The sequence below is a fragment of the Catenulispora yoronensis genome (assembly GCF_039531695.1).
GTDB lineage: Bacteria > Actinomycetota > Actinomycetes > Streptomycetales > Catenulisporaceae > Catenulispora > Catenulispora yoronensis.
Genome location: NZ_BAAAQN010000025.1, coordinates 12,875 through 30,717 on the forward strand (window position 1 = coordinate 12,875; position 17,843 = coordinate 30,717).

At 70.4% G+C, this 17,843-nt stretch carries 14 protein-coding genes and 1 pseudogene; 7 read left to right on the top strand and 8 right to left on the bottom strand.

What is annotated here, in order from left to right; all coding sequences use genetic code 11:
• The first annotated feature begins 136 nt into the window (after nucleotides 1-136).
• The gene (locus ABD481_RS21195; RefSeq protein WP_344667453.1) at nucleotides 137-1,036 is read left to right on the top strand and encodes an alpha/beta hydrolase; all 900 of its coding nucleotides are present in this window, start codon (nucleotides 137-139) and stop codon (nucleotides 1,034-1,036) included.
• Nucleotides 1,006-2,595, top strand: a complete 1,590-nt coding sequence (locus ABD481_RS21200; RefSeq protein WP_344667454.1) for an FAD-dependent monooxygenase — start codon at nucleotides 1,006-1,008, stop codon at nucleotides 2,593-2,595. Before ABD481_RS21195 ends, ABD481_RS21200 begins: the two co-directional genes overlap by 31 nt.
• 66 nt (nucleotides 2,596-2,661) lie before the next feature.
• Here ABD481_RS21200 and ABD481_RS21205 read toward each other — a convergent pair whose 3' ends face one another.
• The 3 genes from ABD481_RS21205 to ABD481_RS21215 form a co-directional block, all read right to left on the bottom strand.
• On the bottom strand, nucleotides 2,662-3,504 hold the full coding sequence (locus ABD481_RS21205; RefSeq protein WP_344667455.1) for a fumarylacetoacetate hydrolase family protein: 843 nt from the start codon (nucleotides 3,502-3,504) through the stop codon (nucleotides 2,662-2,664).
• A 34-nt stretch (nucleotides 3,505-3,538) separates the two neighbouring features.
• Entirely contained in the window at nucleotides 3,539-4,714 is a 1,176-nt protein-coding gene (locus ABD481_RS21210) for an amidohydrolase family protein (protein ID WP_344667456.1), read from the bottom strand.
• A 127-nt stretch (nucleotides 4,715-4,841) separates the two neighbouring features.
• Nucleotides 4,842-5,501, bottom strand: a complete 660-nt coding sequence (locus ABD481_RS21215) for a GntR family transcriptional regulator (RefSeq protein ID WP_344667535.1) — start codon at nucleotides 5,499-5,501, stop codon at nucleotides 4,842-4,844.
• Nucleotides 5,502-5,690: 189 nt separating this feature from the next.
• On the opposite strand from ABD481_RS21215, the gene ABD481_RS21220 reads away from it, so the two are divergent.
• The 4 genes from ABD481_RS21220 (at nucleotide 5,691) to ABD481_RS21235 (ending at nucleotide 9,341) form a co-directional block, all read left to right on the top strand.
• The gene (locus tag ABD481_RS21220) at nucleotides 5,691-6,122 is read left to right on the top strand and encodes an HIT family protein (protein WP_344667457.1); all 432 of its coding nucleotides are present in this window, start codon (nucleotides 5,691-5,693) and stop codon (nucleotides 6,120-6,122) included.
• A gap of 50 nt (nucleotides 6,123-6,172) precedes the next feature.
• Nucleotides 6,173-6,742, top strand: a complete 570-nt coding sequence (locus tag ABD481_RS21225; protein ID WP_344667458.1) for a VOC family protein — start codon at nucleotides 6,173-6,175, stop codon at nucleotides 6,740-6,742.
• A gap of 52 nt (nucleotides 6,743-6,794) precedes the next feature.
• Nucleotides 6,795-8,255, top strand: a complete 1,461-nt coding sequence (locus ABD481_RS21230; RefSeq protein ID WP_344667459.1) for an aldehyde dehydrogenase family protein — start codon at nucleotides 6,795-6,797, stop codon at nucleotides 8,253-8,255.
• A 90-nt stretch (nucleotides 8,256-8,345) separates the two neighbouring features.
• Nucleotides 8,346-9,341 carry an amidohydrolase family protein gene (locus tag ABD481_RS21235; RefSeq protein ID WP_344667460.1) on the top strand — a complete coding sequence of 332 codons (996 nt, stop codon included), beginning with the start codon at nucleotides 8,346-8,348 and terminating at the stop codon, nucleotides 9,339-9,341.
• A gap of 295 nt (nucleotides 9,342-9,636) precedes the next feature.
• Here ABD481_RS21235 and ABD481_RS21240 read toward each other — a convergent pair whose 3' ends face one another.
• Nucleotides 9,637-12,006, bottom strand: a complete 2,370-nt coding sequence (locus ABD481_RS21240) for a transketolase-like TK C-terminal-containing protein (protein ID WP_344667461.1) — start codon at nucleotides 12,004-12,006, stop codon at nucleotides 9,637-9,639.
• A 203-nt stretch (nucleotides 12,007-12,209) separates the two neighbouring features.
• Here ABD481_RS21240 and ABD481_RS21245 point away from each other — a divergent pair, with 203 nt between their 5' ends.
• A complete protein-coding gene (locus ABD481_RS21245) occupies nucleotides 12,210-12,704 on the top strand; it encodes an Lrp/AsnC family transcriptional regulator (protein WP_344667462.1) in 495 nt (164 codons plus the stop codon).
• 169 nt (nucleotides 12,705-12,873) lie between these two features.
• Here the strand turns inward: ABD481_RS21245 and ABD481_RS21250 are convergent, their stop codons facing one another.
• The 4 genes and pseudogenes from ABD481_RS21250 to ABD481_RS21265 form a co-directional block, all read right to left on the bottom strand.
• Nucleotides 12,874-13,980, bottom strand: a complete 1,107-nt coding sequence (locus ABD481_RS21250; protein WP_344667463.1) for an ABC transporter permease — start codon at nucleotides 13,978-13,980, stop codon at nucleotides 12,874-12,876.
• A complete protein-coding gene (locus tag ABD481_RS21255) occupies nucleotides 13,977-15,617 on the bottom strand; it encodes a sugar ABC transporter ATP-binding protein (RefSeq protein WP_344667464.1) in 1,641 nt (546 codons plus the stop codon). Before ABD481_RS21255 ends, ABD481_RS21250 begins: the two co-directional genes overlap by 4 nt.
• Nucleotides 15,614-16,747: a substrate-binding domain-containing protein gene (locus tag ABD481_RS21260; RefSeq protein ID WP_344667465.1), complete on the bottom strand. Its 1,134-nt coding sequence runs from the start codon at nucleotides 16,745-16,747 to the stop codon at nucleotides 15,614-15,616. Before ABD481_RS21260 ends, ABD481_RS21255 begins: the two co-directional genes overlap by 4 nt.
• 694 nt (nucleotides 16,748-17,441) lie before the next feature.
• Nucleotides 17,442-17,834 (bottom strand): annotated as a pseudogene (locus ABD481_RS21265) (DUF7507 domain-containing protein); the annotation flags it as partial.
• Between the last annotated feature and the right edge of the window lie 9 nt (nucleotides 17,835-17,843).

The window sequence follows — 17,843 nt, forward strand, 5'->3', positions numbered from 1 at the left end:
CGGGCCCCGACCCCGCACCCCCCTTGCTGTTATCACATATAGCGCCTAGGCTCGCGCTGACGGCGCCGAGCCGGAGCTACTCCCACGTCAGCTTCGCCGCCTCGTCGCGGAGGCGGCCGCACAGACAGGTTCGAAGATGCCCACAGGGCGCGAGACTCTGACCGTCGAGGTCGACGGACACACCATCACCGCTTTGGCCGCCGGGTCGGACCCGGCCGCGGCGAAGCCGCTGGTGGTCGCTTTGCACGGCGGGACCTACACCGCACGATACTTCGACGTCGCGGGCTCAGCCGACGGGTCGTTCCTGGACACCGCCGCCGCGCACGGCTACCGGGTGATCGCTTTCGACCGACCCGGCTACGGCGGGAGCACGCCCCTGCCGCCGGAGCAGAACACGTTCGGCCGCCACGCCGAACTGCTGTCCGCCGCGATCAGCCAGGTCGCCTCGTACGAGGGCGCCGTGCGGGTGTTCCTGGTCGGTCACTCGATCGGCGGCATGATCGCGCTGATGGTCGCCGCGGCGCAGCCGGGCTTCGGTCTGATCGGCGTGTCGGCGACCGGCATGGGCTCGGTGATCCCGCCGGGCGGCGCGGCTGAGGCGTTGGGTTCGCTGCCCGCCGATCTGACCGTCGACCTGCCCTACGACGAGCGCGACAAGGTGATGTTCGGGCCCGCGCAGACCTGGAACGAGCAGGCGCGGGTCCAGGCTCACGCCTCGTACGCGCCGACACCGGTCCGCGAGCTGATCCAGGCTCCGGCGTGGCCGCGCGAGCAGTTGCCCGGCCTGGCCCCGCGGGTGCGCGTCCCGCTGCACAACATGCTGGCCGAGCACGACGCGTTGTGGGACAGCAGCGCGGACAATGTGGCGAGCTTCGCGGCGCTGTTCACCGCCGCGCCGTTCGTGCAGGCGGGCGTCGCGAGGAGCACCGGCCACAGCATCGACCACCACCGCCTCGGGCATGCGCTGCACCTGCGGCAGTTGGCCTTCGCCCAGGAGTGCGCGCAGTGGGCCGAGCAGGGTGGAAGCGCGCGCTGATGTCCGGCTCCCGCCCCGCTCATGTACCGGTCCTGATCGCCGGCGGCGGCCCGGTGGGCCTGGCGGCCGCCGTGGAGCTGGGCCGCCGCGGCGTCGGCTGCCTGGTCGTGGAGCCTCGGCGCCAGGTGTCGACGGCCCGGCCGCGCTGCAAGACGCTCAACGTGCGCACGATGGAGCACCTGCGCCGCTGGGGCCTGGCCGATCGCCTGCGTGAGCGGGCCCCGCTGCCGGTGTCCTGGTCGCAGGACGTCGTGTTCTGCACGTCGTTGAGCGGGTGGGAGCTCTCACGCTTCACCGGCGTGCTGGGCCTGAGCACCCAGGGAGATCGGTTCGCCGAGACCGGGCAGCAGGCTCCGCAGTATGTGCTGGAGGAGGTCCTGCGTGCGCACGTTGCCGAGCTCGAACCTTGCGAGCTGCTGCTCGGCGCTCGCGTGGCGGCCGTTCATCAGGACGAGGAGCGGGCCACGGCCGCGATCGAGAACGAGGCCGGGGAACGGTTCGAGGTCACCGCGGACTACGTGCTCGGCTGCGACGGCCCGCGCAGCGTGGTGCGCGAGCAGATCGGCTCGGCCTACGTCGGCGGGCAGGCGTTGCGGCCCAACTTCGGCATGGTCTTCCGCAGCCGGGAGCTGTGGAAGCACGTCGGGCACGGGCCCGCGGTGCAGTACTGGGTCGTCAACGCTGATGCCCCCGCGCTGGTCGGACCGCTGGACCGCACCGATACGTGGTGGGCGATCGCCTTCGGTGTCGGAGCCGAGGCGGGGCGGAACAGCGCGCACCGGATCATCGACGCCCTGGCCGGGACCGCGGTCGAGGCCGAGGTGCTGTCCACCGACCCGTGGACCGCGCGGATGCAGATCGTGGACCGGATGCGCGATCGTCGGGTGTTCCTGGCCGGCGACGCCGCGCACCTGAACCCGCCGTTCGGCGGTCACGGCCTGAACACCGGTATCGGCGACGCGGTCGATCTGGGTTGGAAGATCGCCGCGGTACTGGCCGGCTGGGGCGGAGAGCAGCTGCTGAACAGCTACGAGGCCGAGCGCCGTCCGATCCAGGAACGGGTGATCGCCGAGGCGAGCGCGAACATGCGGGTCCTGTCGACCGAGCTGCTCGCTGACAACCTCGACGACGCCGACGCGGCCGGCGCCCGGGCCCGGGAGGCCGCGGGACGGCGGATCCAGGAGACCAAGACAGCTGAGTTCCACTCGCTGGAGCTGGTTCTGGAGCAGCGGATCGACAGCTCGCCGGTCATTCCCGGCGACCTCGGCACCGCAGCGGTGGGCCGACGGCTGGCGCACCGTCAGCTGTCCGACGGCCGGTCCCTGTTCGACGTCCTCGGCCCCGACCTGTCGTTGCTGGCCGGGCCGGACGCCCGGGCGCAGGCCGATGCCTTCGAGCAGGCCGCCGAGACCTGCGGCGTCCCGGTGACCCGTCTGGATCTGGCGGCGTCGTCCACCGCGCCGCTGGTGCTGGTGCGTCCCGATCAGGTCGTCGCATGGCAGGGCGCCGGAGTGCCGGACGCCCGCAAGCTGATCGACCAGGTCCGCGGCGGGGTCTGACCACGGCACAACGAATGAGTCCCGGTCCCGCCCGACAAGCACGGGCGGAACCGGGACCGACGTATATCAGGCGACGAAGGTCTGCCGCAGCGTGCCGATTCCCTCGACTTCGCTGACCAGGACGTCACCGGGGACCAGCCAGCGCGGCGGGGTCCGGCTGAGCCCGACCCCGGCGGGTGTCCCGGTGAAGATGACGTCACCGGGGTGGAGCGGCAGCAGCGAGGACAGCCGCGCGACCAGCGCCGACACCGGGAAGATCAGCTCCTTGGTGCGGCTGCTCTGCATCTCCTCGCCGTTCAGCGAGCAGCGCAGCGCCAGGTCGTCGGGGTCACTGAACTCGTCCGGGGTGACCAGCCACGGGCCCATCGGCCCGAATCCCGGCAGCGACTTGGCCAGGCTGAACTGCGGCGCCGGCCCCTGGAACTGGGCGAGGCGGTCGGACAGGTCCTGCCCGACCGTCAGGCCGGCCACGTAGTCCCAGCCCTGCTCCCGCGGCACGTCCCGGGCCTCGGCGCCGATCACGACGACCAGTTCCACCTCCCAGTCGATGTTGCCGCCCTCGGGGACGCGGACCTGCGTGACCGGCCCGGCGATGCTCGAACGGAACTTGGTGAACACCGGCGGCAGGCCCTCGGGCACCTCGAACCCGGATTCCCCCGCGTGGTCGCGATAGTTGAGCCCGATGCCGAACACCTGCGCCGGCGCGGGGGCCGGGGAGCCGAGGTCCTCGGCGGCGAAGGGCTCGCCGTCCGGCAGTTCGACGCCCTCGGCCCAGGCTCGGAACCGTGCCCAGTGGGCGTAGACGGCCTGCGGGTCGGCGGCGAACTCCCCGCCGCTGGCCTTCTCGACGTCCACTGCGCGGTCCCCACGGACAAGGGCCAGTCTTCCGTCCACGTTCGCGATACGCATCAGGTTCTCCTTGTTCTCTGTTCTTTGTCACCGGTCAGGCGGTGAGCGGATATTCGACGCCGGCGGCCCAGACCCGCTGGATGTCGCCAGTGGCGGTGATGTCGGTGGTCGGGTCGCCGCCGATCAGGACCAGGTCGGCGCGGGCACCGGGGCGGATGACGCCCCGGTCGTACAGGCCGAAGGCGGCGGCAGGGACCACGGTGGCCGCGCGCAGCGCCTCGACGTTGCTCAGTCCGGCTTGGACCAGCAGCTTCAGCTCCTGGTGCAGGCTGGCGCCGTAGGCCGGCTGGACCGGGATGCCCGGTGTGAGGTTGGCGTCGGTACCGGCCAGGATCGTGACGCCGGCTTGGTGCAATGCGACGACGCTGCCGCTGGCGGCGGCGTAGTCCAGGCCGGGGATACCCAGCTGGGCGAAGCCCTGCATCATCGTCAGCGTGGGCACGGACACGCGCCCGCCTGCCTTGTACTGCGCCACCGTGCCGGGGTCGAGCGCCACGTCCAGCGGGGTGTGGTGGACCATGTCGGCACCCGCGTCCAGCGCGATGTCGATGGCCTGCGCCGAGACGGCGTGCGCCATCAGGGCCCTGCCGTAGGCGTGGGCCGCCCGGGCCAGCGCCTCGATGATGTCCGGGCTCAGTCCCGGCACGTCCACGATCACCTTGACGTAGTCCGAGCCCTCGGTCACCCGGGCGGCCACGAACGGCAATGCCTGCTGCGGACTGGTCAGTAGCGCTGATGCCGGGAAGCCGGGCAGGTGGGACTGGATGCTGCCGGGCTCGGCGGCCGGGACCCCGGCGCTGCGGATGTCGGTCAGGCCGGCCTGGTGGCGCAGCGAGTCGACGTGCGAGGCGGGCCAGCCGGCCATGTCCATGGCGGTGGTCACGCCATGCGCGGTGAGCTGCTGCAAGGTGGTGACGTCGGTCAGGTGTACGTGGGCGTCGATCAGCCCGGGCAGCAGGACCGCGCCCTTGGCGTCGATGGTTCGCGTGCCCAGCGGGCTGAACCCGATCACGCCGTTCTCGATGGTGACCGACGTCGGGGCGCCCACCGTCCGGCCGTCGAAGACGCGCACGTTGGTCAGGGTGACGCGGGCCTGCGGCGGGGTGCTGCGCGGGGCCGCGAAGGCCACGCCGGGAACCGCGGCGACCGCGCCCGCGGCGGCGGCCGCGTTCTTCAGGAAGTACCGCCTCGTCCACTCCGTGCTGCACATCGTCTTGGTGTCCTCTCGCGGAAGGAAGTACCGGAGCGTGCGGCACAGAACCTAGCTATGATATTTGATAACAGCAAGAGGCGAAAACCGCCCGGCACCACCGGACGGTGCCGGACGTTACCGGGCGTTACCGAGCGGGCTGCTCGGCCAGGGCGGCCTGGGCGATCTGCTCGTTGCGGGCCAGGTGCTGCTCGATGGCGTCGGCGACGACGTCGGGTTCCCGGGTGCGGAACGCGGCGACCAGGTCCAGGTGGGCCCGTCCGCGCCGCTCGTGCTCGACCGGGTCGGGGTCCAGCTGGCCGAAGCCGATCCGGATGTAACGCTCGGCGGCCCGCCACAGTGTGATCAACATCCGCAGGTCCCACGTGCTGGCGGCCGGCGAGAGCAGCGCGAGGTGGAAGTCGTGGTGGCCGTCGTAGATGTCCTCCATGCCCTGGCCGACCTCGCCGAAGCCCGCCGCCTGGCCTTGCAGGCGCTCCAGGTCGGCGTCACTGAGCAACAGGCACGAACGGCGGGCGATCTCCGGCTCGACGACGCGCCGCAGCCGGTAGATGCCGTGCAGGTCCTCCAGGTCCAGCGGCGCGATCAGGACGCTGCGGCCGGGCCGGGTGATGACCAGCCCCTCGCTCTCCAGGCTGCGCAGGGCCTCGCGGATCGGGATGAAACTGACGGCCAGCATCCCGGCCAGCTCGCGCAGGGAGTACTCGGAGCCCGGGGCCAGGGTGCCGGCCAGGATCGCGCGGCGCAGCTCGTCGGTGGACTGCTCCACCACCGAGCGCGATGTGATGGGCTGAACGGCCCGGCCGGTCGTCGGCGCCACGTGGGATCCCTTCATCGGCCGAACCTGAAGTCGATATCAAGTATAGCTTTCGGACGCCCACCGATGGCATGCTATATGTGATAACACTGGCAGGGCCGGTAACGCGGCGACGTGGGCCGCGGCCTCGAAACCCGGTCCCGCTGCGAAAGGTGAAACATGACCAGCGATATCAGCGACTGCCTGATGTGCCGACTCGAGCAGGGCCCGGAGGAAGCCCAGGTGTTCAGCGACCCACTGTGGGCGGCCGAGATCGTGCCCGGCTACGACGTGCCCGGCTGGTTCATCCTGCGGGCCAGGCGCCACGCCGAGCGGATCACTGGGCTGAACGAGGACGAGCTGGCCACCTTCGGACAGCGGGCGCGCGACCTCGTGGCAGCGGTGACCGAGGCCACCGGCGCGCCGGCCACCTACCTGCTGTCGTTCGGGGAGAACTACCGCCACTTCCACGCGTTGATCGCGGCCCGCGGCGCGCAGGTACCCCCCGAACGGCGTAACGGCGACATCCTCAAGCTGCGCGGGGAAATAGCCGATCCTACGGCTGCCGCCCTGCTGCTGCCCAAGGTGCGCAGCGCCTACCAGTCGTCCTGATACCAAGCTCATCGAACCCGATACCAAGATCATCGAAGGAGGTCACCACGATGCCCACCCCGAAATTCGCGCACGTCGTGTTCCAGACCGGCCAGCCGGCCGCCATGCGGGACTGGTACTGCACCGTCCTGGACGGCCACGTCGTCTATGAGGACGACGCACTCACCTTCATCACCTTCGACGAGGAGCACCACCGGATCGCGCTGCTCAATCCGCCCGGGCCGCTGGAGCGCAAGAGCCCGAACACCGCGTGCATGCACCACGTCGCCTACACCTTCTCCGGTCTCGACGACCTGCTGGACCGCTACGTCCTGCTCCGCGACCAGGGGATCGCACCGGCCGTGTGCATCGCGCACGGCGTGACGACCTCGCTGTACTACCAGGACCCGGACGGCAACTTCGTCGAGATGCAGATCGACAACTTCGCCGAGCCGGATGAGGCCACCGGGTACATGAACGGGCCTGAGTACGCCGCCGACTCCGTCGGTCCGGCCTTCGACCCCGAAGCGCTGCTGGCCGCGCGCCGGGACGGGGCGTCGGTCGAGGAGCTGACCGATCGGGCCTGGTCCGTGCAGGCAGACTTGCCCGCGCCCATCAAGGTTCTGCTCGGCGCGGGCTAGAAATCCATCTCCATGTCCCGGTCCTGATGCGTCGCGATCAAAGGAAGCCGTCATGAGCGAGCACATCTCGGTACAGCATTGGATAGACGGCGCGTGGGTCGGCTCCGCGCGCACCGCCACCAGCCGGAACCCGGCTACCGGACAGGTGATCGGCGATTACGCGGACGGCGGCGCCGAGCAGGGGCAGGCGGCGATCGACGCCGCGTCCCGCTGTTTCGCCCACACGGACTGGAGCCGGGACCCGATGCTGCGCGCGGCGGCCCTGAGCCATCTGGCCGACGCCTACGCGGCCAGGATGGACGAGGTCGTCGACACACTGTGCCGGGAGAACGGCAAGCTGCGGCCCGAGGCCGGTTTCGAGGCCCATTTCATCCTTCGCGCCCTGCGTTTCGCCGCGGGCTTGGCGGTGCAGCCGCACGGCCGCGTCACCGACACCCAGCCCGGGCGTCAGGCCATGGTGATCCGGCAGCCCGTCGGCGTCGCCGGGCTGATCGTGCCGTGGAACTCCCCGGCTTACCTGTGTATCCGGGCCCTGGCTCCGGCGCTGGCCGCCGGGTGCACCGCGGTCGTGAAGATGCCGGCACAAGCCGCGCAGACCGCCGCGCTCATGTGCCGGATCCTCAGTACGGTCCCGGAGATCCCGGCGGGCGCGGTCAACGTCGTCGTCGAGTCCGGGTCCGAGGTGGCGCGACTGCTGGTGGCCTCCCCCGCCGTGCCGGTGGTCAGCTTCACCGGCAGCACCCGGACCGGTCGTATGGTCGCCCAGCAGGCCGCGGGGTTGTTCAAGCGGGTCGGCCTGGAACTCGGCGGGAAGACCCCGCACCTGGTGTTCGACGATGCCGATCTCGACGCGGCCGTGGCCACGGCGGTGGCGTCCTCGACGGTCTTCGCCGGCCAGTTCTGCATGACCGGAAGCCGTGTCCTGGTCCAGGAGGGCGTCGCGCAGGACGTCATCTCCGCTCTGGCCAAGCGGCTGCAGGACGTGCGCCCCGGTCCGGCGGCCGACCCGGCCAGCCGGATCGGCCCGCTGATCGACGCCGCCTCGGTCGCGCGTGTCGACGCCGCTGTGCAGGCGGCCATCGCGGCCGGCGCGGAGGTCATCGTCCGTGGCGGGCCCAGCACCGACCCGGCTCTGGCCGGCGGGGCGTTCTACCACCCGACGCTGCTGGCGGTGACGGACTCGACGCTGCCCATCGTGCAGGAGGAGACGTTCGGACCGGTCCAGACGGTGCAGACGTTCGCCACCGAGGACGAGGCAATCGCACTGGCCAACGACACCGAGTACGGCCTGAGCGCCTGCGTCTGGTCGCGCGACGCCGACCGGCCGCTGCGCGTCGCGCGGCGCCTGGACGCCGGGCTCGTCTCGATCAACAGCTGGGCGAACCTGACGATCGAGTTCGAGGAGGGCGGCTACAAGTCCAGCGGCGTCGGCCGCCTCGGCGGGCTGGCCAGCATCGAGGACTTCCTGGAGTACAAGCAGATCACCCAGGACTACATCGCAACAGGGCACTGATGACGGCCGGCGGCCCCGCCGCCGGCCGCTCGTGACCACCGTCTCGCAGCCATCCCGAGGCGATCTCGCAGCAAGGAAAGGTGCGCCCCAGTGAAGATCATCGCGGTGGAGGAGCACTTCGCCGATCCGGCGCTCAGCAAAGCGGCCGCGCCCGCGGCCAACCTGCTCAGCCCCGACTTCGGCGCCGCCTTCGCACCGGGAAGCGGCCTGCCCTATACGCCCTCCCCCGAGGCGCTGACGGACCTGGCCGAGGGCCGGATCGCCGCCATGGACGCCGGCGGGATCAGCATGCAGGTGCTTTCATGTCTCGGGGCGCAGCAGCTGCCGGCCGATGTCGCCGCCGGCCTGGTGCGCGCGGCGAACGACAAAACCGCCGCCGCGACCCGCGCCTACCCGGACCGGTTCGCCGCCTTCGCGTCCCTGCCCACGGCCGTTCCCCAGGCCGCCGCCGACGAACTCGACCGCTGCGTCAGCGAGCACGGGTTCGTCGGCACCATGATCTTCGGCCGTACCGACGGCGAGTTCCTGGACGCCCCGCGCTTCGAACCGGTGCTGGCCAAGGCTGCCGCACTGGACGTGCCGATCTTCCTGCACCCCGGCGTCCCACCCCGAGCCGTCACCGACGCCAACTACATGGGCGGGCTCTCTCCAGTGGTCTCCGCACGTCTGCAGACCGCGGCCTGGGGCTGGCATCAGGAGACCGCAGTGCACTTCCTGCACCTGGTCCATTCCGGCGTGTTCGACCGCTATCCGGATCTGCAGATCATCCTCGGCCACTGGGGCGAGATGATCCCGTTCTACCTGGACCGCGTCGATGAGGCGCTCCCGCGGGCGGCCACCGGGCTCGAGCGCTCCTTCCGCGAATACTTCGAGCAGAACGTCTACATCGCTCCCAGCGGCCTGTTCGGTCTGGCTCAGCTCCGGTTCTGCTTGGAGACGGTGCCCGTCGAGCGCATCGTGTTCGCGGTCGACTACCCCTTCGTGGGCAACGAGGGCGCCCTGCCGTTCTTCGAGGGCGCCGACATCTCCGAGGAGACCAAGCACCAGATCGCGCACAAGAACGCGGAGCGTCTGCTGCGGCTGTGACGGAATCCGGGTGTCAGCTGATGCCGGAATCCGGATCGTAGGAGGCCGGTCAGCCGCGCCGGCTCGTCGAGCATGAGCACGGCGGCTTGGTCCAGACCGGGGTCCGGTGCGACCCGCTTGTCCTCGGTGAGCTTCTGCGCGGCGAACGGGATGTTGACGTCGCGTGTGTGCTGGTGCGTGTAGTTCCGCAGCTTCGGATGGTGCGGCTCGTTCAAGATCGGCCCGATCCGGGTAGGGCGGGTACTGCCGATATGGATCTGGAGCAGAGGACCGGCGGTGCTCGACAGGTCTTCCTTCACAGGGCGAGATCCAGCGCGGCGCTGATGATGCTGTCAGTGTCGATGCCGTGATGACGGTATACGTCCTGGAGTGACCCGGACTGACCGAACCGACTGACACCCAGCGTGCGTGAGGCGACCTGGTGGATGCCCGCGAGGAAGGCCAGGGTGTGCGGATGGCCGTCCAGGACGGTGACCATCGGGGTGGCGCGGTCGGCGGGGAAAGCCTGATCGAGGATCCAACTCTCACCGGTCCCCTGGCCGTGGCGGGCTTGCAGGGCCTGGAACAGCAGGCCCGGGCTGGTGACGCAGACGACGTCCGCCGGGACGCCCTGCTGGGCGAGGCGCTGCGCGGCCTGTACCGCCTCGGTGACCAGCGCACCCATCGCGACGATGGTGACCTGCGGAGCTTCGGCGCGATGCAGCAGGTAGGCGCCGGCGACGGCCTGGCGGCGGCGGCGCTCACGGGCGGCCGGGTCGGTCGGCACCATCGCCAGCGACTGGTCGACCGGCCGGGTGGACAGCCGCAGATACGCCGATCCGCCGTCGGACCGCCCCAGCCTGGAAAGCGCGGCCAGCAGGGTCCATTCGGTGTCGATCGCGAATGCCGGTTCCCAGGTCGTGCAGCCCGGCTGCTCGATGCCGAGCGAGGGCGTGGTGATCGACTGGTGGGCTCCCCCTTCGGGGGCGAGGGTCACCCCGGACGGCGTGCCGACGAGGATGGACTGGCCGCCGGCGTAGATGCCGAAGGACCAGGGCTCCAGCGCACGCTGCACGAACGGGTCGTAGAGCACGCCGATGGGCAGCAGCGGCCGGCCCCACCGGCTCCAGGTCGCGCCGAGCTCGCCGAGCAGGCCGACCAGGTTCGTCTCGGCGATGCCGAGTTCGATGTGCTGGCCGGTGGGCTTCTCCCGCCAGTGCAGCACCGTCTCGGCGTCGTCGTGGAACCAGTCGACCCGTTCGGACGGCGCCCAGACCCCGACCTTGTTCACCCAGCCGCCCATGTTCGTGCTCGAGCTGACGTCGGGGCTGACCGTGACGATGCGGCGCGCCGTCTCCGGCGCGGCCCTGGTCAGATCCAGCAGGACCCGGCCGAGGGCGGCCTGGGTGGTGGCGCTGCCGGTCGGGGTCCGGCCGATGTCCACAGGCACCGGCGACGGGGCGACGGCGGCGACGGCCGTCCGCTCCAGCCGCGCGGCCGTCTGCGCGCACAAGCGGCCGGCCGCCGTTTCGGCGGGGAACCGCTCCCAGGGATGCCGCGGATCCATGCCCAGGCTCGCTGCCAGCTCGTCGTACTGCGCGTCCGTCAACAGGGCGGAGTGATTCTGCGGATGACCTTGGGTGGGCAGGCCGTAGCCCTTGACCGTGTAGGCGAAGATCACCGTGGGGCGGCGGTCGTCGATCGCTGCGAGGGCGCCGTCGAGTGCGGCCAGGTCGTGACCGCCCAGATTGCGCAAGGCCGCCAGCAGGGTCGCGTCGTCGAGCTGACCGAGCAGCCCAGCGACCGCTTCGGCCTGCGGGCCCGCCCCGGGCAGCCGCTCACGCAGCTCGCCGGCGGTGCACCGCAACAGGCGCTGATACTCGGGGTTGGACATCGCGTCCAGGCGCTCACGCAGCGCGGCGCCGCCCACGCGCTCGAACAACCCCTCCAGCAGCGCGCCGTACTTGACGGTAAGCACCTGCCAACCGGCTGAAGCGAACATCTGCTGCAACCGGTCCGCAGCGGCCCCGGGCACGACACGGTCCAGAGACTGCCGGTTCAGATCGACGATCCAGACCAGTTCGCCGAGCCCGGCGACCTGCGGGTCCAGCACGGCCTCCCAGATCGCTCCCTCGTCCAGCTCGGCGTCACCGACCAGCGCGTACTGCCGTCCGGCCGGACGGCCGGCGTCTTCGGAGACGTACCGCCGGGCGATCGCCCCCCAGACGGTCGCGGTGGCCCCTATGCCGACCGAACCGGTGGAGTAGTCGACCTGGTCGGGATCCTTCGAGCGGCTCGGGTAGCTCTGCAGTCCGCCGAACGCGCGCAGCGTCGGAAGGTGGGCGGCGTCCAGACGTCCCTGGAGGAAGTTGATCGCGTGCAGGACCGGCGAGGCGTGCGGCTTGACCGACACCCGGTCCTCAGCCCGGAGCCGGCCGAACCACAGCGCGGTCATGATCGACACCATCGACGCGGACGAGGCCTGATGGCCGCCCACCTTGATCCCGGACGCGTTGGGCCGTACCCGGTTGGCGTGATGCACGATCGCGGTGGAGAGCCACAAAAGGCGGCCCTCGATGTCGCGCCGGGTCGCGAAAACGGCGTCATCCGCCGGTCGTGGCTCCACGGTGGACTCCTCTGCGGACTGCTCTGCGGAATGCATGGCACGGATCGGGGCGATCGTCATGCGCGGACACACCTCTCCTCACGGCCCGTCCGGCAGCGGGACGGGCGGTGGACGGGGACCAGCACCGGATCGTGCTTCGAGGACATCCGACCGGCTGCTGTCGCCCCACAGCACACCATTACGTCGTGATGCGTGCAAGGACCTGTGTTATAACAGTGCAGGATGCCCAAACTGCCGCTTCAAGCCGTGAGGAAGTGTGCACGATGCCCAACCCCGCCCGGATCACCGCCGCCGACGCCCGGCTGCTCCTCGCCTTGAATGCCCACCCCAGAGCCACGTCCGTCGCCCTCGCCGAAATAGCCGGCCTCAGCCGCAACACTGTGCAGGCCCGCCTGACCGCGCTGGAGACCTCCCAGACCGTGGGCTCGTTCGAACGCCGCATCAGCCCGGCCGCACTCGGCTATCCGCTGACGGCCTTCATCACCACCCGCGTCGTCCAGCGTCGACTCGACGAGGTCGCCGCGGCCCTCGCCGCCGTCCCCGAGGTGCTGCAAGTCCACGGCCTGTCGGGGGAAGCCGACCTGCTGATCCACGTCGTGGCCACCGACGCCGACGACCTGTACCGCATCGCGGGCCAGATCCTCGGCATCCCCGGCGTGGAACGGTCGAACACCGCGCTGGTCATGCGCGAGCTGCTCGACTACCGGGTCACTCCCCTACTACAACGTGCCGCCGAGCGATCGGGCAAACAGCGATGAGATGACCTTCGCTGCGGCGGCGGTGTCCTCACCCACATGGCCCGAAGCCCTGCTGAGGCGCCGTGCCGGTGCTTGGCCGGCGGGCAGTTCGCCGTCAACAGCGTGCAGAGCACGACCGGCGAGTGGCGGATCGGGAACGGGCAGCCGGCGGCCACCACCGCGCCCACGACTACGCCCTGGCCTGGGCGCTCGGCTTCGTGACAGCCTCCTGATCGAGGCCGTCGCGCGGCCTCAGGATGCGCCGGATCGCGGCCGTACGCGTGGTCGGCCGTTTTTGGAACTGCGCGAAGCCGACGGCGGCCAGCAGCGCGATACCGTTGAACAGATCCGGTAGCCAGATGGGTGCCCCGGCAAGCTGGAGTCCCGTGACCCCGACCGCGAGTACGAGTACTGCGAGCAGGGTGCCGGCGACGTTGAAGCGACCACCGTGGAACTGGGTGGAGCCCAGGAAGGCCGCGGCGAAGGCGGGAAGCAGATACGACTGCGCGATCGTCGGATCGCCCGTGGCCAGCTGGGAGCTGGCGAGCACGCCGGCTCCGGCGGTGATCACGCCGCAGGCGACGGTGGACGTGACGATGATCCGTGAGGTCCGCACCCCCGCCAGCCGGGCCGCTTCGAGGTTCCCGCCGGTGGCGCGGATGCGGCGGCCCAGTGCGGTGCGTTCGAGGAAGTACCACACGACCAGGGCGACGAGGGCGAGGATGTACACCGGGTAGGCCAGGCCGAACAGCTCGTCGGTGGCGATCTTCTGGAACGGCTGGCCGAGGTCGAGGATCTGCTGGCTGCCGGAGATCCAGTCGATCACGGCGATCAGGATGGAGCTCATGGCCAGGGTGGCGATCAGCGAGATGATCCGCGCTCGGACGATCAGCAGGGCCACGACGACTCCGACGAGCGCACCGGCGAGCAGGCTGAGCAGAATGGCCAGCGGGATCGGCACGCCGTGCCTGGCCAGGAGCCAGGCCACGACGATGCCGCCGAACCCCGCTTCGGAGCCGACGGCGAGGTCGACCACCCCCGCCGACAGCGAGACGACGAGCCCGAGCGCGACCAGACCGATGATCGCCTGGTTGTCCAGCAGGACCTGCCAGGTCCGCAGGGTGAGGAAGGTGTCCGGTTCCCACAGCGCGAAGATGACGAACAGAGCGGCGAACAGGTAGACCGCGCTGATGTCGCGGACCGATGTCGAGCGGCGGATGCGGACGAAAAGCGGCCGGCGTGCCGGATCGGGATCAGGGGCGACGGGCTCGAATCGTCGCGGAGCGGCGGTTGTCATGAAGCGGTACCTCCTTCGGGCGTGGAATCAGCGGCTTGGCCGGAAACCCCGGTCGCGAGCGCGGCGTGGATCAGTGCTGTCTCGGTGAGCGCCTCACCGCTGAGCTCGCCGACCACCCGGCCCTGGTCCATAAGCAGCACCCGGTCGCACAGGGACGTGAGTTCCTTGGCGTCGGAGGAGGCGACGAGCACCGCGGTTCCCTGCGCTGCGGCCCGCTGGACGAGCTGGTAGATGGCGGCCTTCGCCCCGACGTCGACGCCTTGGGTCGGCTCGTCGAGCAGGAGCAGTCGGGGGTTGGTCCGCAGCCATTTCGCCAGGACGATCTTCTGTTGGTTGCCGCCGCTGAACGTCGCCAGCGGCCGGTCCGGCAGAGCAGGCCGCAAGTCGACCTCCCCGATCCAGCGGCGCGTGACGGCCGCCTCGTCGCGCCGGTCGATGGCGCCCAGCCGGCGGCGGACGCCGCGCAGCCTGGGCAACGTGAGGTTCTCGCGCGCGCTCATCGGCAGCACCGCGCCCAGCCGATGGCGATCGGCCGGCACGAAGGCCACACCTTGTTCGATGGCAGCCGTCACGTCGCCTGTGCGGATGCGGTCGTTGCCAAGCGTGATTCGGCCGCGGCTCGGCCGGTCGACCCCGAAGATCAGCGAGTTCAGGTGTTCGCGGCCGGAACCGAGCACCCCGGAGACACCGGCGACCTCACCGGCCCGCAAGCTGAAGGTGACGTCGTGCACGTGCTCGCCGCCCAGGCCGTCGACCGCGAGGACCACCGGTCCGGCCGCTGATCCGGCCGGCCCGGTGGTGCGGACGGCGGTGCGGACGGCGGTGCGGACGTCGGTGCGGACGTCGGTGCGGACGTCGGTGCCGACGATCGCGCGGACCAGCGCGGCGTCGTCGAGGTGACCCGCCGGCGCCTCGGCGACGTGGCGGCCGTCGCGCAGGACGACGACCCGGTCGGCGAGCGCGCGGACCTCGTCGAGCCGGTGGGAGATGAAGATGACACCGGCGCCGAGCGCCACGACCCGTCGGACCGCGTCGAACAGGCGTCCCACCTCGTCGCGGTGGAAGGCGGTGGTCGGCTCGTCAAGGACGAGCACGTTCTCCGGATGCCGCCATCCGTCCAGCGCCCTGGCGATGGCCACGATGGCCCGCTCCGCGGAGGAGAGGCGGGCCACCGGCGCGCGGACGTCGATCGCGGCACCGAAATGCCGGGTGAGTTCGGCGGCTCGAGCGTGCTCCGCACCGCGCCGGGCCGGCAGGATCCACCGGGTCCCGAGCGGACGGCCGAGATCGAGGTTCTCGGTCGTGCTGAGCATCGGCAGCAGCCCGAGGTCCTGATGGATGAAGTGCAGCCGGTGCCCTTCCTGCCCGAGCGGGACCAGCCGCCCCGATCCGTCGCTCACCTCGATGACCCCGCCAGGGTCGGGCTGATGGATGCCCGCGAGCAGCTTGACCAGGGTCGACTTGCCGGAGCCGTTCTGGCCCACGATGGCGAGTACCTCGCCGGCCGCGACTTCGAGCGAGACATCGTTCAGGGCCTTCGTGGCGGTGAACGACTTCGAAAGGTGCGATACCCGCAGGAGCGTCCGGCCTGAGGCAGGCCGGACCGGCGAGGTGCTCGCCGCGTGGTCCTCGATCACCCGGACAGCCCCCACAGCGCGGCGTACCGCTGGGCGACATCGGGGTAGCCGGTCCAGCCGTGGGACACGTCGACACCGGCGAGATCGCTCTTGGAGAGGAACTGCATGTCCGGCTCGAGGTCGGATTCCGGAGTGGTCTGCTTGGCGATCAACCGCGCCGCCAGATTGACCTGCGCCCATATCTGCACGTTGAAGTCCAGAGCGAGTCCCGCCGTGAGGCCGCCCTGCGCGATGTCCTGCAAATTGCTGGCGGTGGGGGCGAAGCCGAGTGTGGCCGGACTGAGGTGCGCGTTGCGCAGCGCGGCGGCCAAGCCGGTGGCGCCCTCCATCGACGCGAACACCACCGTGTCGGTGCTCGGGTGGGACTGCAAGTAGCTGATCACCTGGCTGGGCGCGGTCGTGCCGAAGGTCGTGACCGACAGCTGCTGGAATCCGACCCTGCAGCTCGGGCAGTTCTTCGACAGCTCCTTGGCGAAGCCGTCCTGCATGACGGGGGAGAAAGTGAGTTCGGGCGTCCCGAAGAACACCACGTTCGCGCCCGGCCCCTTGTTCACCGTCACCCAGTCGGCCATCAGCGATCCGGCCAGGGCGTCGCTGTGTTCGCCGCCGACCGCGTCCTGGACGCCGTACGGCTTACCGCCGACAGTCCCGCCGCCGGCGATGACCGAACCGGCGTCAGCCATCTGCTTCAGGTAGCCACCGTAGATCTGCGGATTCGAAGCGGCGACGAGCACGGCGGCCGGGTCGAGCGCCAGGATGCTGGCGGCCGCGGCCTGCGCTGTCGTCGACGACGAGCCCGAGTTGATGTTCACGAGCTTGACGCCCAGCTTCTGGGTCGGCGCGGCCAGCAACTCGGCGAAGATCGAGCAGACCGGGGACGAGCACTGCATGAAGGCGAAGGTGCTGCCCGCCTTCGGCAGCGAGGCCAACTTCGCAGTCCCCGGGAAAGCGCTCGGATGCCCGGTGTACGGGGCGATCGCCGCCTTCGCCGCGGCGAGTGCAGCGGCGCCACCCCCCGTCGAAGCGGTCGGGACTGACGACTTGCCGCTACTGCAACCAGCCACGGTGAGTGCGATGGCTGCGAGGCCAATCAGCACTCCGCGGCCCCCGATGAAATGTATACAACGCATGTCCAACTCCCTCGGTTGCGGATGACCGTGGTGCGGGCAAACAGCGCGCCACCGGAAGTCGTGAGCTCCGGCACGCCGCGCGAGGGGACGTTAGCAAATATATGTGATAACAGCAACGGCTCGCCGCGATCATGATTCCTCGGGCAGCGAATTCGATGTGGGCGATCTGCACCTAGATCGGTAGTCACTGCTCTGCGACTGCTGTAACTGATCTTCCTTCAAGTACTTGCTTGGCTGGTGTTGTTGGCCCGGTCCTCGGCGCGAGATGGACGTTGGGATACTCACGCTGCGCGAGGGGTCACGGCGCTGCGCCAGGGTCACGGCGCTGCGCGAGGTGAATCCGGAGCCGCGGATCAGCTGGTCGACCCTTGCCCTGCCGTTTGTTTCGGCTGCTTCTCAATGCGCTGTGCTCGGCAAAGGGGTGTTGGCCCAAGTCACCGGGACGCCAACCGAGCCCAGGCAAGGTGGCCATGACCATTCAGCTGGGCCTCCAGCACCCAGTGATACGTCCTCGGCTGGGTAGCCAGATAGTGGATCTCGGCGATCGCGTCCTGCGCACGCCGCCGACGGCGTCAGTCTGCTGATATTCCTTATGGCAATCTCCTGACAGCGCTGTCGGTGCCGGCTGAGGCGCGCGTCAGCCGGCACCGCTCATTGCTTGGGTTTCCCCGCCCCCCGCCTAAGGGCTCCAGGCTCAGCCGGCCCGTCCCGCGTGGCGTCGGCGGGCCGCGGCGATCATCGCCAGGCCGAGGACGACGGCGGCGCAGGCCGCTTCGGCCTGGTCGAGCAGGTGCGTGGCGCCGGTGCCCGGGAGTGTGGCCCGGACCGGCAGGACCAGACGGTTGCTGTGGGCCTCGACACTCCCGCCAGGCGGCGTCGGCGCGCGCCCGACGACCACCGCCTGGTCGCCGATCGAACCGGCCCGGATGTCGGCCTCGGTGACGGTGTACGGGGCGCTGGTGCACGTCATCCGGGCACCCGGGACCAAGATGTCGGCCGGGCAGGTCACCGCCAGGTTCAGACCGGCACGCGGGGTCATCGAGTCCGTCACGGTCACGCCGGTCAGAGTCACGTTGCCGGTGTTGACGACCTCGAA

What these genes read in the sequence shown, in the direction of transcription:
- ABD481_RS21195 (WP_344667453.1), top strand. Translation starts at nt 137, where the DNA reads ATGCCCACAGGGCGCGAGACTCTGACCGTCGAGGTCGACGGACACACC.
- ABD481_RS21205 (WP_344667455.1), bottom strand. Translation starts at nt 3,504, where the DNA reads ATGCGTATCGCGAACGTGGACGGAAGACTGGCCCTTGTCCGTGGGGAC.
- ABD481_RS21210 (WP_344667456.1), bottom strand. Translation starts at nt 4,714, where the DNA reads ATGTGCAGCACGGAGTGGACGAGGCGGTACTTCCTGAAGAACGCGGCC.
- ABD481_RS21220 (WP_344667457.1), top strand. Translation starts at nt 5,691, where the DNA reads ATGACCAGCGATATCAGCGACTGCCTGATGTGCCGACTCGAGCAGGGC.
- ABD481_RS21225 (WP_344667458.1), top strand. Translation starts at nt 6,173, where the DNA reads ATGCCCACCCCGAAATTCGCGCACGTCGTGTTCCAGACCGGCCAGCCG.
- ABD481_RS21230 (WP_344667459.1), top strand. Translation starts at nt 6,795, where the DNA reads ATGAGCGAGCACATCTCGGTACAGCATTGGATAGACGGCGCGTGGGTC.
- ABD481_RS21240 (WP_344667461.1), bottom strand. Translation starts at nt 12,006, where the DNA reads ATGACGATCGCCCCGATCCGTGCCATGCATTCCGCAGAGCAGTCCGCA.
- ABD481_RS21245 (WP_344667462.1), top strand. Translation starts at nt 12,210, where the DNA reads ATGCCCAACCCCGCCCGGATCACCGCCGCCGACGCCCGGCTGCTCCTC.
- ABD481_RS21250 (WP_344667463.1), bottom strand. Translation starts at nt 13,980, where the DNA reads ATGACAACCGCCGCTCCGCGACGATTCGAGCCCGTCGCCCCTGATCCC.
- ABD481_RS21260 (WP_344667465.1), bottom strand. Translation starts at nt 16,747, where the DNA reads ATGCGTTGTATACATTTCATCGGGGGCCGCGGAGTGCTGATTGGCCTC.